The organism is Pseudomonas sp. WHRI 8519 (assembly GCF_040224055.2).
GTDB classification, from domain to species: Bacteria; Pseudomonadota; Gammaproteobacteria; order Pseudomonadales; family Pseudomonadaceae; genus Aquipseudomonas; species Aquipseudomonas putida_X.
Genome location: NZ_CP167996.1, coordinates 2,388,446 through 2,402,933, shown reverse-complemented (window position 1 = coordinate 2,402,933; position 14,488 = coordinate 2,388,446). Strand labels below are relative to the sequence as shown.

General features: G+C 64.9%; 15 protein-coding genes. 8 read left to right on the top strand and 7 right to left on the bottom strand.

Features of this window, described 5'->3' with window-relative positions; genetic code table 11:
* The first annotated feature begins 74 nt into the window (after window positions 1-74).
* Window positions 75-617, top strand: a complete 543-nt coding sequence (locus ABRP30_RS11035) for a WYL domain-containing protein (protein ID WP_267823212.1) — start codon at window positions 75-77, stop codon at window positions 615-617.
* A 16-nt stretch (window positions 618-633) separates the two neighbouring features.
* Here ABRP30_RS11035 and ABRP30_RS11030 read toward each other — a convergent pair whose 3' ends face one another.
* The 5 genes from ABRP30_RS11030 to ABRP30_RS11010 form a co-directional block, all read right to left on the bottom strand.
* Window positions 634-1,368 (bottom strand): hypothetical protein, encoded by a 735-nt coding sequence (locus ABRP30_RS11030; RefSeq protein WP_267823210.1) that lies wholly within the window; start codon window positions 1,366-1,368, stop codon window positions 634-636.
* A gap of 98 nt (window positions 1,369-1,466) precedes the next feature.
* Window positions 1,467-2,708 (bottom strand): cytosine deaminase, encoded by a 1,242-nt coding sequence (gene codA, locus ABRP30_RS11025; protein ID WP_267823208.1) that lies wholly within the window; start codon window positions 2,706-2,708, stop codon window positions 1,467-1,469.
* A gap of 4 nt (window positions 2,709-2,712) precedes the next feature.
* The gene (locus tag ABRP30_RS11020; protein ID WP_267823206.1) at window positions 2,713-3,930 is read right to left on the bottom strand and encodes a PucR family transcriptional regulator; all 1,218 of its coding nucleotides are present in this window, start codon (window positions 3,928-3,930) and stop codon (window positions 2,713-2,715) included.
* A complete protein-coding gene (gene codB / locus ABRP30_RS11015) occupies window positions 3,927-5,192 on the bottom strand; it encodes a cytosine permease (RefSeq protein ID WP_267823203.1) in 1,266 nt (421 codons plus the stop codon). Before codB ends, ABRP30_RS11020 begins: the two co-directional genes overlap by 4 nt.
* 242 nt (window positions 5,193-5,434) lie before the next feature.
* Window positions 5,435-6,064 carry a glutathione S-transferase family protein gene (locus ABRP30_RS11010; RefSeq protein WP_241805869.1) on the bottom strand — a complete coding sequence of 210 codons (630 nt, stop codon included), beginning with the start codon at window positions 6,062-6,064 and terminating at the stop codon, window positions 5,435-5,437.
* Between the two features lie 146 nt (window positions 6,065-6,210).
* Between ABRP30_RS11010 and ABRP30_RS11005 the strand changes: the two genes are divergently transcribed.
* Window positions 6,211-6,726 (top strand): GNAT family N-acetyltransferase, encoded by a 516-nt coding sequence (locus ABRP30_RS11005; RefSeq protein WP_267823201.1) that lies wholly within the window; start codon window positions 6,211-6,213, stop codon window positions 6,724-6,726.
* A gap of 131 nt (window positions 6,727-6,857) precedes the next feature.
* Window positions 6,858-7,175, top strand: a complete 318-nt coding sequence (locus ABRP30_RS11000) for a DUF2388 domain-containing protein (protein ID WP_241805871.1) — start codon at window positions 6,858-6,860, stop codon at window positions 7,173-7,175.
* Between the two features lie 206 nt (window positions 7,176-7,381).
* Here the strand turns inward: ABRP30_RS11000 and glcC are convergent, their stop codons facing one another.
* Entirely contained in the window at window positions 7,382-8,149 is a 768-nt protein-coding gene (glcC, locus tag ABRP30_RS10995) for a transcriptional regulator GlcC (protein ID WP_267823198.1), read from the bottom strand.
* Between the two features lie 195 nt (window positions 8,150-8,344).
* Between glcC and glcD the strand changes: the two genes are divergently transcribed.
* The 5 genes from glcD to ABRP30_RS10970 all read left to right on the top strand — a co-directional run bounded on the left by glcD (window position 8,345) and on the right by ABRP30_RS10970 (window position 13,066).
* Window positions 8,345-9,844 (top strand): glycolate oxidase subunit GlcD, encoded by a 1,500-nt coding sequence (gene glcD, locus ABRP30_RS10990; protein WP_267823196.1) that lies wholly within the window; start codon window positions 8,345-8,347, stop codon window positions 9,842-9,844.
* Window positions 9,844-10,896 carry a glycolate oxidase subunit GlcE gene (gene glcE / locus ABRP30_RS10985; protein WP_241805874.1) on the top strand — a complete coding sequence of 351 codons (1,053 nt, stop codon included), beginning with the start codon at window positions 9,844-9,846 and terminating at the stop codon, window positions 10,894-10,896. Before glcD ends, glcE begins: the two co-directional genes overlap by 1 nt.
* A 9-nt stretch (window positions 10,897-10,905) precedes the next feature.
* Window positions 10,906-12,141: a glycolate oxidase subunit GlcF gene (gene glcF / locus ABRP30_RS10980; protein ID WP_349974271.1), complete on the top strand. Its 1,236-nt coding sequence runs from the start codon at window positions 10,906-10,908 to the stop codon at window positions 12,139-12,141.
* A complete protein-coding gene (locus ABRP30_RS10975) occupies window positions 12,134-12,535 on the top strand; it encodes a heme-binding protein (RefSeq protein ID WP_349974272.1) in 402 nt (133 codons plus the stop codon). Before glcF ends, ABRP30_RS10975 begins: the two co-directional genes overlap by 8 nt.
* 192 nt (window positions 12,536-12,727) lie before the next feature.
* Complete coding sequence (locus ABRP30_RS10970) at window positions 12,728-13,066, top strand: hypothetical protein (protein WP_267823187.1); 339 nt, start codon at window positions 12,728-12,730, stop codon at window positions 13,064-13,066.
* Between the two features lie 409 nt (window positions 13,067-13,475).
* Here ABRP30_RS10970 and ABRP30_RS10965 read toward each other — a convergent pair whose 3' ends face one another.
* Entirely contained in the window at window positions 13,476-14,486 is a 1,011-nt protein-coding gene (locus ABRP30_RS10965) for an AraC family transcriptional regulator (RefSeq protein ID WP_267823185.1), read from the bottom strand.
* Window positions 14,487-14,488: the final 2 nt, after the last annotated feature.

Sequence of the window (14,488 nt, the reverse complement as noted above, 5' to 3'; positions counted from 1 at the left end):
CGGGTATGCTCGCGGCAATAGCCAATTGCCATCATTCAGGCACGCACCACGCCTGAACTTCAAGGACGAGCCCTTTGCCCAGCAACTCAACCCGCCATACGATCGCCCGCCAGTGGCAACTGCTCAAATTGCTGCCAGACCGCCATCCGGGCATGAGCTCCACACAGTTGCAGGCCGCATTGGCCAAGGTCGGCTTCAAGACCAGCAAACGGACAGTGGAAAGAGACCTCAACGAGCTTGCTTCGCTGTTCCATTTGCGCTGCAACAACAAGGGCATGCCCTACGGCTGGTACTGGCAGCCAGGCCGCAGCCCGGGTGCGGCTCAAGTGCTGCAGCCGGATGCGCTCTGCCCTGCCCGGCAGATCGAATTGCGCGCCTGGGTGGATGATGCCCTCGCACGGCGCCTGGAAGATGAGCCCTTGTCAGATGACATGCGCCTGGCCCCGCACGGCGACGGCGGCGCGACACTGGATGCCACCGTCGACGACAGCCGCGCGTTGATGGGCTGGCTGCTGTCCCAGGCGGGTTCGATACGTGTACAAGCGCCAGAGGCATTGCGCACAGCCGTGATCGAGCAGTTGCGCCAAAGCCTGGCCCTGCACGACACCGGCCACTAGGCGCCAGCTGGCACCCTCAGGAAGGCAATACGGGCTTGCGCGGCCGCGCCAGGCAGGCGTAGCCCAGGCCCAACACGCTGAGCACCAGCACACCAAGCAGCACCATCAACTCCCGGCTGTAGCGCGCCACCAGCGCCGGAAAACCGATGAACTCTCGGTACACCTGCACATCCGCCACACCCTCGGCATGGGTGATGCTGATACCACCCTGGCGGATCTGCGAGTAGTCGGCATCGAAGTAGACCCACACCTTGCACGCCCTGCCACGTTCGATTACAGGGATCTCGATCATGGCCGTGGGGGCCTCGTAGAGGGTGTCGTTCCCTGAGCCGTCGCGCACTTGCACCAGGCCCTTGGCCGGCAGCCGCACCTTCACCTCGCGCACCTCGGTGTCACCTGTGTTGCGCAGCTCGATGAGCAAGCCGGTACGGTGATCCACCAAGCCGGCCTCGAACGGTTTGGCGAACAGTTGCGCGTAGGGCGCCTGGGCAAGGTCGATCAGCCTGTCGACCTGATCCTGGCTCAACGCCCCCTGGCCGATGCTGGTGATGCGTGGCTGCAACCGCTCGTACTTGAGCTGGTCGTTGGTCTTGCTGATACGCTCGCTGAACTGGCTTGGGTAAGTGAGGTAGGCGTAGGTCAGGGAAGCTTCAAGGCGGGCGTCGCCCTTGAGCGCCACATAGGCCACCAGCCAGACCATCAGGCCAAGCAACAGGGCTACGAGAAGTTTCCCGATTTTGTCCCAACTCAAGGGTAAATTTCCTTCTGTCACGGCGTCGACGGTTCAGAGGCCACAAAGGGTGCCAAGTTCAACACCGCCAGGCAAGCACTCAGTGGCCCCTTAACCCTTCAGGCAAAGCGTTCGACCTGCGCCTGGGTGCGGCGCATCAGCACCTTGCCCTGCCGGATCGACACCAGCGCATGGCCCTGGCTGCGCACCATCTCATAGTCGTCCGGCGCCGACAGCAGCAACAAATTCGCCGGGCGCCCCACCTCGATGCCGTAGCGCTCGCCAAGGTTCAGGGTGCGCGCGCTGTTGTCGGTGATCAGGTCCAGGCAACGTTGCAAGTCCTCGTACCCCAGCATGTGACAGATGTGCAGCCCGGCCTCGAGGATGCGCAGGATGTTGCCATTGCCCAATGGGTACCAGGGGTCGACGATGGAATCCTGGCCGAAGCACACATTCATCCCTGCGCGGTCGATTTCGGCGACACGCGTCAGCCCGCGGCGTTTCGGGTAGCTGTCGAAGCGCCCTTGCAGGTGGATGCTTTCGGTCGGGCACGAAACGAAGTTGATGCCCGACATTTTCAACAGGCGGAACAGTTTGGAGCAGTAGGCATTGTCATACGAGCCCATGGCCGTGGTGTGGCTCGCGGTGACCCGTGCCCCCATCCCGCGTACCCGCGCCTCTTCGGCCAGCACTTCGAGGAAGCGCGACTGCGGGTCGTCGGTTTCGTCGCAATGCACGTCCACCAGGCAGCCCGTGCGCTCGGCCAGGTCCATGAGGAACTTGATCGACGACACGCCCTGATCGCGGGTGTTCTCGAAATGTGGAATGCCACCGACTACATCGGCGCCCATCGCCACCGCCTCGGTCATCAGCGCCCGCCCGTTGGCGTACGACTCGATGCCCTCCTGCGGAAACGCGACGATCTGCAGGTCGATCAGCTCGCGCACCTCTTCACGCACCTCGACCATCGCCTTGAGCGCGGTGAGCTTGGGGTCGGTCACATCCACATGGGTCCGCACATGCTGTATGCCATGGTCCACCAGCATGCCGATGGTCTTCTTGGCGCGGGCCTTGATGTCGTCGTGGGTGGTGATTGCCTTGCGCTCGGCCCAGCGCTCGATACCTTCGAACAGCGTGCCACTCATGTTCCAGTTCGGCTCGCCAGCGGTGAGGGTGGCATCGAGGTGAATGTGCGGCTCGACGAAAGGCGGCACCACCAGGTTCTGCTGGGCGTCCAGGTCATCGGGGCCGGCGGCCATGACGACATTGGCCTGGGGCACGATGGCGGCGATACGCTCGCCGTCCAGCTCGATGCGCACCAGGCCGGCCTTGCCGCGCAGACGTGCGTTGATGATGTTCATGGAGTTACTCCTTGCCTTGGGCTTCGGTCATGCGCCATATCAGCATAGCGACCGCAGCGTTCATACGGAAAAGCGGGTCGTCCAGCGACTGCCCGCTCAGTTGTTCGATGCGTTGCATTCTTTGATTGATGGTGTTGCGGTGCAAACCCAGGCGCTGACCAGCCTTGAGGCCATTGCCGTTTTCCTTGAGCAGCGCATCGAGGGTGTGCAGCAGTGCATTGGGTTGTTTACGGCCGGGGGCGCGCAGCGGGCCGAGCGTCTGGGCGACGAAGTCATCGAGCAGCGAACGGTCGCCAATGCCCTGCAACAGGCGCAATACCCCCAGCTCGCTGAAGTCGCACAGGCCGGTGGCTGGGCGCAGGTTTAGCGCCACCTCCAGGGCCTGGCGCGCCTGGTTGAGGGCCTGGCGGTATTGGCCGCAGTCCTCGGCAGGGCTCGACAGCCCCATGAACAGCCCCATCTCGCCTGCCTGCGCGGCCAGTTGCCGGTGCAGGGCAGCCAGGGCTGCACGCAAGTCCGGGGTATCGGGCAGCAGCAACACGAACAGGTCACCGGCCAGTTGCGCGGTGACCGCGCCGGCCCGGGCCCGGCACCAGGCTTCAAGCTGGTCTTCCAGGGTTTGGCGGGTGTCCTGCCACAGGCGTTCGCCTTTGGCCAGGCCATGCCGTTCGAACAGCCCATCGACCGCGGACAAGCGCAACGCCACCAGACGCCGTGGCCCGTCCAGGTCGAGCTGCAGGTGCGCGGCCCGCTGCCGGGCGATCGCCAGGCTTGGATAGTCACCGCTCAGCAGTTGCCCGAGGATGTCGTCGCGCGAGCGACGCACCTGGGCCATCTGTACCAGCGCGGTACCGATCAGGTGGGTGACCACCACCATTTTCAGGGCGTAGGGCTGTTCGATCAGTGGCAGCCCCAACTGCTCGGCGCGCTCGATTACCGCGGCCGGAATGCATTGGATGAAGGTGCCTCCCGTGAGGATCACCAGGCCGGCGATACCCACCGCATCGCCGTCTTCGACCAGGCTCAACAGGTTGCCCTCGCCGCGTGGGTGGTTGATGCCGGTGACGAACACCAGTTCGCCGCCCATCACCCATTCGGCGATGCCCTCGTTCTCCGCCACATAGGGCCAGCGCACCCGCCGCTGCAAATTGCGTGCGCCCGCCCGCACGCTCATCTCGTGCAGGCCGGGCAGGTGCAGGATCTCTTCCAGGGCCAGGCTCACGGCTCGACCCGCGCCTGGCCCAGGGCCCGGCGTCGGCCACCCAGCTCAAGCAGCACGATGTAGCACAGCGCCGACGTCCCGATGCCCACCAGTGGCGCCACCCAGGGCGAGGCATAGGCCGCCACCGCACCGACGCCATAGGCGCACAGCCCCAGCAGGTTGTAGCGCGGCAGGCTGACCGTGGCCAGGGCCGGATACTTGCCACGGTGGCGGTACCAGAAGTCGGCCATGATCACACCCCCCACCGGCGGGATGATCGAACCCAGCAGTACCAGGAAGGGAATCAGCAATTCGTACATGCCACCGATCGCCAGCACGATGCCCACCCCTGCCGCTACCAGCGTGGCCGTGCGCCGGCGTTCGCTGCGCACCAGGTGGCAAGCTGCGGCGGCAACGTTGTAGAGGGTCGGCCCCTGGATGGTCCACAGGTTGAGGCAGAGCATTACCACCGCTGCGAACGACAGCCCTTGCAGCATCATCACTTCGACGATGTCGGCCTGCTGATAGGCCATCGCGCACCAAGCGCCGGCCACGACCATCAGCCCATTGCCGAGCAAAAATGCCACCACGCTGGCCGTCACCGCCACCCGCCCACTGCGCGACAGGCGCGTCCAGTTGGTGGCCTGGGTGGCGCCGCTGGCAAAGGTGCCGAAGACCATGGTCACCGCCGCCGAGAAGGTCATGGTTTCATGCGGCACCAATGCCGCCAGTTGCTGCAGGCCACCCACGTCGCGGGTGGCGATTGCCATGGAGATGATCAGCAGGGCGAACATCAGCGGCACCGATACCCGCGACAACAGGTCCAGCCCCTTGAAGCCGACCATTGCCGTGATGCTGAAGCCCAACCCGAACAGCACCATCAACGGCACGGTGAACCCCTCGGCCAGCCCAAGCAGCTTGACCAGCACGATCGCCACAGTGGCCGTACCCCACGCATACCAGCCCAGTTCGGCGAAACCCAGCAGGAAGTCCGACAGCCGGCTGCCGGCCTCGCCGAAGCAGAAGCGCCCCATCAGTACAGTGTTCAGCCCGCTGCGCGAAGCGATGAACGCCAGCGCGGCGGCGTAAAGGGCCAGCAGGGTGTTGCCGAGGGTGGCGATCCAGAGCATGTCGACGAAGCCGAAGGCCATGCCCAGCTTGCCCCCGGCGAACATCGTGCCGGTGAAGAAGGTGAAACTGAACAGGACCATGGCGATTGGCAACAGGCCCTTGCGGGCATGCTGCGGCGCCTCGCAAAGCGGGAATTCTGAAGGGGAACTCATTGTCGGGTGCTCCGGGTTGAAGTTGGAGCAGGCAGAGCAATATGCGGGCCGCTTTCTGGCGGGCGGCTGTACCTCGAAATAGCGGGCGCACGGCATGGTAAATAGTGGGCAATGTGCACAGATGTGCACGTTCCTAATGGTTTTTTATGTGCCAGATGACTCAATTTGAGGCCGCCGCGCACCAAAGCGGGACGCGGCTGGGTAGTTTCCACCCGGCCGCCCCTGAAGGACGACGCGGCCGGTCAGGCCGAAGCGGTGCGTGGCATCAGTTCATAGGGATGCTTCCAGCCCGGCAGCGCCTGGATACGCGCTTTCCACGCCTCGATATGGGTGAACTGAGCCAACGGGATGCCGGTATCTTCCGGCATGAACACATAGCCGGCCAGCGACAGGTCGGCGATGGTCAGGCGCCCACCGACCATATAGGGCGTTTTCGCCAGGTGCGCATCGACTACTTGGTAAGCCGCCGTGGCGCGCTCTCGCAGAAACTGAGTCACCGGTGTTTCGCCAGCGTTCTTCAGGCAGAAGATGAAACGCAGCGCCGCGTAATAGGCAGTGAACTTGTGGTTGTCGAACAGCATCCAGCGCCAGATTTCGCGCTTTTCGTCGTCATCGCGCGGGCCGAACTGGCCGGTGCGTTCGGCGAGGTATTCGAGAATGAGCGCCGATTGGGTGATCGTCTTTCCCGCATGCTCCAGCACCGGCACTTCGCCCTGCTCGTTGACCTCATCCCGCCAGCGTTGGTCGCGGGTCTGGCCGTTGAAGAAATCGACGAACACCGGCTGCCAAGCCTGGCCGGTGAGCTCGAGCATGAGTGCGGCTTTATAGGCATTGCCGGATTCGGCGAAGCAATGGAGCGTGTAGTCGGGCATGGTGATCCTTCATTTTCCCAGGGGCGATAGCGCTGTTGGTCAGGGCCGTAAAGGGGCCGCCAGCCCGAGCAGACCACGCCGGCTCGACACGGTCAATGCAATACGCGCAAAGTAGAGCGCTACCCCCGCATGCCAGGACGGCCCCTATGCCCTACCCCACACTCCCTCGCACCCTGACCACCCCGCGCACCCGCCTGGTCCGCCCCGACCCTGCGCTTGCAGCGCAATTGCGCCAGGCCCTGCTCGATAGCTATACCCTGCACCAACCCTTCCTGGCCTGGGCCAAGCCAGACTGGACGCTGCCGGAAGTGCGCGAAAGCCTGCAGCTGAGTGCCCGTGAGTTTCTCGACCCCGCAGCCGAAAAGCGTTACTTCGTGCTGCACCTGGACAGTGACGCAGTCATTGGCTGCATCGGCCTGCGCCCGGGCAACGCTGAGTACGAGGTGGGTTACTGGGCCAGCCAGGCGTTCACTGGCAAGGGACTGATGCGCGAAGCATTGACTGGCTTGCTCGATGCCATCGCAACCCCGGTGTGGCTGACCACCGACATCGACAACCAGGCCAGCCAGCGGCTGGCGGAGCGTTCCGGCTTCGTCCGGGCCGGCGCCAAGCTCACCGAACTCGACCCGAGCACGCCGCGCCCGCTCTATCGACGCCCCTGAGCCCCGGTGCTGCTGGCTTTGCGAACGGTGCGCGACGGTATCGATGCATCAAGGGAACTACCGCCTCAGTTCTGCCATCTTACTCACTGAGTGGTATTTCCCTTGGGCTTCACGCTATTGGAGAACACGCTATGCGCCACCTATTGCTCGCCCCTGCGCTGCTGCTCCTGCTTCCAGCCGGTGCTGCCATGGCCCGCGTCGATGCGGGCGACGTCGCTACCTCGGCCGGTGTATCCGCCTCGCTGTATTCGACCTTCAAGGATGACAAACGGATCATCCCCGCCCGTGACGAGCTGTCTGCATTCGTCGCCAGCGGCGGTGCCATTCGCGGCGCCTATGTAGAGTCGGCGTTGGAACAGGCACGTAAGGACAATCCTGGCTTGCAGGCCAGCGATGAGGAGCTGGCTCGAGCCATCTTGTCCCAAGATGACCCAATGGCTCACCACTGAGGCCTGTATGGCCTCAGGGCCGCCCAGATACACGCGTGGGGGGGCTAGGTTCAGCGGTTCACCCTGCCCAGGTTGAACAGATGCCTATGCCCCGCCCTCTCTACGCCATTGCCTGACGTTCTCGATCGCCTGGGTCCAGGCAACCGCTGCCCAACCCCTTCCCTAAACTACAAGCGCCGTGTTCCGGTAGACACCTCAGGGCTACTTCACCCCCACCCGTCCATGCGCATCGTCGCCCGCACCAGCCGCTGCTCCTCCTGCTCGATCTCGCGCAAACTGTCACGAATTCCGTTGATGTGCTCACGCGCCGCCCGCTGCGCCTGCTCCGGCAACTGCTCCATCACGGCGTGATACAGCCGCGCATGCTGGCGGTCGATCTGGCGTTTCTGCGCGGGGCGGCAATACAGGTTGTTGACCGATGCGAACACCGTGCTCAAGGTCAGATCACTGAGCGACTGCAGGGTGTACACCAGCACCGGGTTGTGCGAGGCCTCGCTGATCGCCCGGTGGAAGGCGTGGTCGCGGAGGGCGTGCTCACGCGCATCCAGCCCTTCGGGCGCGGCGTGGGCGGCGAGCATGTCCTCATAGCGGCGGCGGATCAGCAGGCGGTCCACCTCGGTGGCCCGCAACGCCGCCAGGCGCGCCGACTCGGCCTCGAGCAGCGCGCGCACTTCCAGCAGGTCGAACAAGGTGCGCGGCTGCGAGCTGAACAGGTGCATCAGCGGCGTGATACCCACCTGCTGCCCGGTCAGGTCGGCGACGAACGAGCCGCGCCCCTGTTCGGTGTCGATGATGCCGCGCCCACGCAGGATGCGCAGGCCCTCACGCAGCGCAGAGCGCGAACAGCCAAGCTTTTCCACCAGACGCCGCTCCGAAGGCAGGGCCTGGCCCACCTTGAGCACACCCTCGACGATCAACCGTTCGACCCGCTCGGCAACCTGGTCGGCGACCTTGGCTTTGCCTTCAGCAACCATGCGCACCCCTCCACTGGTAGGACCACTTCCATAGCTTGCGCCAATCTATACGCCTGAACGGGTAAATAAACAGCAGCAGGCACAAAAACTGGTAGGACCAGTGTGCTTCGCACTCGACCTGGTGCGACCGGGCGCGCAGGCTGCGGGAGTAAGCGGTTTACCCACAACAACAAAAATTGCCGTTGAGTGAGCCTGATGAACATTCTCTACGACGAACGGGTCGATGGGGCGCTGCCTGCCGTTGACCAGCCTGCACTGCTGCAGGCCTTGCGCGAAGCGCTGCCCGACCTTGAGATCCTGCATCGCCGCGAAGACCTGGCACCTTACGAGTGCGACGGCCTCTCTGCATACCGCACCGTGCCCCTGCTGGTGGTGCTGCCCGAGCGTCTGGAGCAGGTGCAGACGTTGCTCAGGCTCTGCCACCTGCGCGGCGTCCCCGTCGTGGCTCGCGGGGCCGGCACGGGGCTGTCAGGCGGCGCATTGCCATTGGCCAAAGGCATCCTGCTGGTCATGGCACGCTTCAACCGCATTCTTGAAGTCAACCCGTTAGGCCGGTTCGCCAGGGTTCAGCCCGGGGTGCGCAACCTGGCCATTTCTCAGGCCGCGGCGCCACACGGCCTGTACTACGCGCCAGACCCTTCTTCGCAAATCGCCTGCTCCATCGGCGGCAACGTCGCGGAAAACGCCGGTGGCGTGCACTGCCTGAAGTACGGTTTGACCGTGCACAACCTGCTCAAAGTGGAGATCCTCACTGTCGAAGGCGAACGCCTGACCCTGGGCAGTGATGCCCTCGACAGCCCAGGTTTCGATATGCTGGCGCTGTTCACCGGTTCCGAAGGCATGCTCGGCATCGTCACTGAAGTGACCGTCAAGCTGCTGCCCAAGCCTCAGGTCGCCCGGGTCCTGCTGGCCAGTTTCGCCAGTGTGGAAGACGCCGGCCGCGCCGTGGCCGAAATCATCGCGGCCGGGATCATCCCCGGTGGCCTGGAAATGATGGACAACCTGGCGATCCGCGCCGCCGAAGACTTCATCCACGCCGGCTACCCGGTTGAGGCCGCGGCGATCCTGCTATGCGAACTCGATGGGGTGGAGGCCGACGTGCAGGACGACTGCGAACGCGTGGCAGCGGTACTGCAGCAGGCCGGTGCCGACGAGGTGCGCCTGGCCTGTGACGAGGCCGAGCGGGTGCGCTTCTGGGCAGGGCGCAAGAACGCATTCCCTGCCGTGGGGCGCCTCTCGCCAGATTATTACTGCATGGACGGCACCATCCCGCGTCGCGAACTGCCGCGCGTGCTCAAGGGCATCAGCGAACTGTCCGAACAGTATGGCCTGCGGGTGGCGAACGTGTTCCACGCCGGCGACGGCAACATGCACCCCCTGATCCTGTTCGATGCCAACCTGCCCGGGGAGCTGGAACGCGCCGAAGCCATCGGCGGGCGCATCCTGGAACTGTGCGTGGCAGTGGGCGGTAGCATCACCGGCGAACATGGCGTGGGCCGCGAGAAAATCAACCAGATGTGCGCGCAGTTCAACAGCGACGAAATCACCCTGTTCCATGCCGTGAAGGCAGCGTTCGATCCCCAAGGGCTGCTCAACCCAGGCAAGAACATCCCCACCCTGCACCGCTGCGCCGAGTTCGGCGCCATGCATGTGCATCACGGCCAACTGCCCTTTCCTGACCTGGAGCGCTTCTGATGAGCCTGGACCGTGACATGAGCCAGGACCTGCTCGAACAGGTCAACCAGGCCTTGAACCTGAACACCCCGCTGCGCATTCAGGGCAGCAACAGCAAAGCCATGCTGGGCCGCCCGGTGGCCGGGGAGATCGTCGATACCCGCCGCCACCGCGGCATCGTCAGTTACGACCCGACCGAGCTGGTGCTCACTGCTCGCGCCGGTACGCCCCTGCAGGAAATCGAAGCGACGCTGTTCGAGGCCGGGCAGATGCTGCCGTGCGAGCCGCCCCACTTCGGCGCCGGTGCGACCTTGGGTGGCGCGGTCGCGGCGGGGCTGTCCGGGCCGCGCCGGCCCTGGGCCGGTTCGGTACGCGACTATGTGCTCGGCACGCGGGTCATTACCGGCCACGGCAAACTGCTGCGCTTTGGCGGTGAGGTGATGAAAAATGTCGCAGGCTACGACGTGTCGCGGCTGATGGCCGGCAGCTTCGGCTGCCTGGGCCTGCTGACCGAGGTATCGCTGAAGGTGCTGCCACGGCCGCGCCAATGCCTGAGTCTGCGCCTGCCGATGGACCGCCATCAGGCCCTGGCCGAGCTGGTTGAATGGGGCCAGCAGCCATTGCCGATCAGCGCGGCCTGCCACGACGGCGAAGCGCTGTACCTGCGCCTGGAAGGCGGAGAGGGCTCGGTGCAATCGGCCCGTCAGCGCCTGGGCGGCGACGTGCTCGACAGCCGGTTCTGGAGCGAGCTGCGCGAGCAGCGCCTGGCCTTTTTCGACGGCGACGAACCGCTGTGGCGCCTGTCGGTACCGATCGATACCGCCGAACTGGACCTGCCGGGGCGCCAGTTGATCGATTGGGGCGGTGCGCAGCGCTGGCTGAAGTCCAGCGCGCCGGCATCGGTGATCCGCGAGCAGGTGGCCAAGGCCGGCGGCCACGCCACAGGCTTTACGCCAGGCGAGCACAGCAGCGCACCTCTGCCCGCCGCGTTGATGCGCTACCACCACGCCCTCAAGCGGCAACTCGACCCCCAGGGCCTGTTCAACCCTGGCCGCCTGTACCCGGACCTGTGAGGCCACAGCATGCAAACCAACCTGAGCGAAAGCGCCAAGCGCCTGGCCCGCGCTGAAGAGGCCCAAAGCATCCTGCGCGCGTGCGTGCACTGCGGCTTCTGCACGGCCACCTGCCCAACCTACCAGCTACTCGGCGATGAACTGGACGGACCGCGTGGGCGCATCTACCTGATCAAGCAAGTGCTCGAAGGTGCACCGGTCACCGCCAGCACCCAACTGCATCTGGACCGCTGCCTGAGCTGTCGCAACTGTGAGACCACCTGCCCGTCAGGGGTCAAATACCATGACCTGCTGGACATCGGCCGCGCCGTGGTCGAGCAGCAGGTGCCCCGCCCGCTCGGCGAGCGCCTGATGCGCCAGGGTTTGCGTGCAGTGGTGCCGCGCCCGGCGCTGTTCAAGGCGCTGACCCGCGCAGGCCAGGCCCTGCGCCCCGTCCTGCCGGCCACCCTCAAGAGCAAGTTGCCCGCCCAGGTGGCCGCCCCTGGCAAGCGCCCGGCGGTGCGCCACGCGCGCCGCGTGCTGCTGCTTGAAGGCTGCGTGCAGCCGGCCCTGTCGCCCAACACCAACGCCGCCACCGCGCGGTTGCTGGACCGCCTGGGCATCAGCGTCGAGCCAGCGTTCGAAGCCGGCTGCTGTGGCGCGGTGGATTACCACCTCAACGCCCAGGAGCAGGGCCTGCAGCGTGCCCGGCGCAACATCGATGCCTGGTGGCCCGCCATCGAAGCGGGCGCCGAAGCCATCGTGCAGACGGCCAGCGGCTGCGGCGCCTTCGTGCGTGACTACGGCCACCTGCTGGAAAAGGATCCGCTTTACGCGGCCAAGGCTGCACGGGTCAGCGCGCTGTCACGCGACCTGGTGGAAGTGCTGCGCGATGAACCGGTCGAGCAATTGGGCGTGTGCGCCGAACAACGCCTGGCGTTTCATTGCCCGTGCACCCTGCAGCACGCCCTCAAGCTCGGTGGCCAGGTGGAGCTCCTGCTGGCGCGGCTGGGCTTCACCCTCACCCCAGTGCCGGACAGCCATTTGTGCTGCGGCTCTGCCGGTACCTACTCGCTGACCCAGCCAGCGCTGTCGCGGCAACTGCGCGATAACCGGCTCAACGCGCTGGAAAGCGGCAAGCCGCAAGTCATCGCCACCGCCAACATTGGGTGCCAAACCCACCTCAATGGTGCCGGGCGCACACCGGTACGGCACTGGATCGAAATCGTCGAAGCAGCCCTGAACCCGGAGAACAGCCATGCATAGCAAGCCCGTGATAGGCCAGACCGAAGTTGCCCGCCTGCTCGCAGCCGCGCGCCAGGAGGCTCTGACGCATCAGTGGAATGTCACCATCGCGGTGGTCGACGACGGCGGCCATCCCCTTGGCCTGGAGCGCATGGATGGCTGCGCGGCGGCCAGCGCCTACATCGCCGTTGAAAAGGCCCGCAGCTCGGCCTTGGGGCGCAAGGAAACGCGTGATTACGAACAGATGGTCAACGGTGGGCGTACCGCGTTCGTCACAGCGCCGCTGCTGACCTGCCTGGAGGGCGGCGTGCCGTTGCGGGTGGATGGCCAGGTGGTTGGCGCCATCGGTGTGTCCGGGGTCAAGCCTGAGCAGGATGCCCAGGTGGCCAAGGCCGGGGCAGCGGCCATCACGTAACCCGCGCCTTGACGACTCACCACCACCAGAAGAGCCGGGCCGTGAATGGCTTTCGCAGGTCGACCGCTTGCAAACCACCCGGCCCTCCCTACATGTTCAGAAAATTCCTACCCAACCTCTCGGAAGCGTCCTACTTGCCGCCCACCACCATGGAAAACATGATCGGCTCTTGTGTCCCAGAGGAAGCAGCGCATGCATCCACACACCCGCACCACTGCCGAGCTGCGCAGTACCCTGCGCGAGCTGCTGGCTCATGATGTCAGCAACCCTGACGATGACCCGCACCTGTCGGGCGTACTGTTCTTCTGTGCCACCGACGAGCGCACGCGAGGGCTGATCGAACGCATCGAGTTGCTGGCCAGCGACTTGTTCTTCGACGCCTGCGGCCGCCTCATCGCCCACCGCATCCGCGCCATTGCCGTCGAGGGTGTGTCCATCAAGCAAAAACGCAAAGCCCCCGCCGACGAGACCGTGATCCGCATTTCGCTGCTAAACAAAGGGTACATCACGGTAAGTACCGCACGATTCTGAAGCCAACAGCCAACTGCGACACTGTCGCTCAATGCTTACTTTGCCTTTGCCTTTGCTTTTGCTTTTAAAGCGCGCGGTAGCTCAGTCACCGCAAATTGCGACTTCAGGAGGCCGAGCGCAGGTCTTGCGGAGGGAGGTGACGGGCATGGATGCCCGTCAAGCGCTTCGGCCCATGGATGGGCCGTGAGCGCGGTCCTCCCGGGAGCAAGGCCGGAGCGAGGGAACCCCGAAGCGAAGCGCAGGGGCCGGATGACGGGAGCCGGCGGTTTTTGGTCCCTTTTTGCCAAGACAAAAAGGGACCCGCCGTAAGGGCGGAAAGGTGAGTAAGCGCCACCATGGCAACCGGATATGCCCACCCGAATTAAAGCCCCCCCAACTTCTATCTTGCAGCTTGCAGCTTGCCGCTAACCTAGTGCCCAACCAACCTAGCCCGATACCGCCCCGGACTCTCCCCCGTCCACTTCTTGAACGCCCGATGAAACGCACTAGGTTCCTGAAACCCCGCCTGCTCGGCAATTTCAGCAATGCTCATCACCCCCTCGCGCAACCGCTCGAACGCCATGGCACGCCGCACCTCATCCTTGATCTGCTGGTACGAACGCCCTTCGCGCTCCAACTGCCGACGGAATGTACTGGCACTGATACCCTGCCACTGCGCCATGGCCGCCAGCGTCGGCCATTGCCCATAGCGCCGGGCACGCAGATGCCGGTACACCTGCGCCACCAACCCATTCTGATTGCGAAACCGGATGACCAACCCCTGCGGCGCACTCCGCAGGAAAGTTTTCAGACCCGCCAAGTCCTGGACCACCGGCAAACGCAAGTAGGCACTGTCGAACTCCACCTCGGTACGCCCGCTGCCCAGGCGCAAGTCCGGGCCCCACAGCAGCAAGTCGTCGTCCTGTGCCGGGCGCGCCACGGCAAGCTCAGTGCGGTCGATGGCCAGACGGCGCCCGGCCAACCAGCACAGCAGGCCCACCACCAGTACAAGATAGGTCTCCTCGGCATACACCCGGGTCAACGGGTCGGCAATGTCCGAATGCACACTGATCACCGCCCGCCCCGCGCGCACCGTCAGGTTGCCCCGCAGGTCACGCAGAAACAGGCTGAAATTGCCCAGGCATTGGCGCAGTGCCTTGTCCAGGTTCGGTTCCTGAATAAGGCCGCGGCAGATCAAGGCAAAGCTGCCCAGCGGCATGCCATGGCTGTCCAGGCGAAAGAACTCATCGTCCAGCAGCTGGATCTGCGTCAGCCATAACTGGGCGAACGCCTTGGCCGGTACCCGGGCCTGCGGCTGGTCGAGCACCGCCGGGTCGATGCCCACCGCACGCAAATGCGCATCACGCACCCCGGGCTGGTCGCGCAGGGCATGGAACATGGCATTGAGAAAGTACACCGCGACCGAATCGCTATCGCGCATGG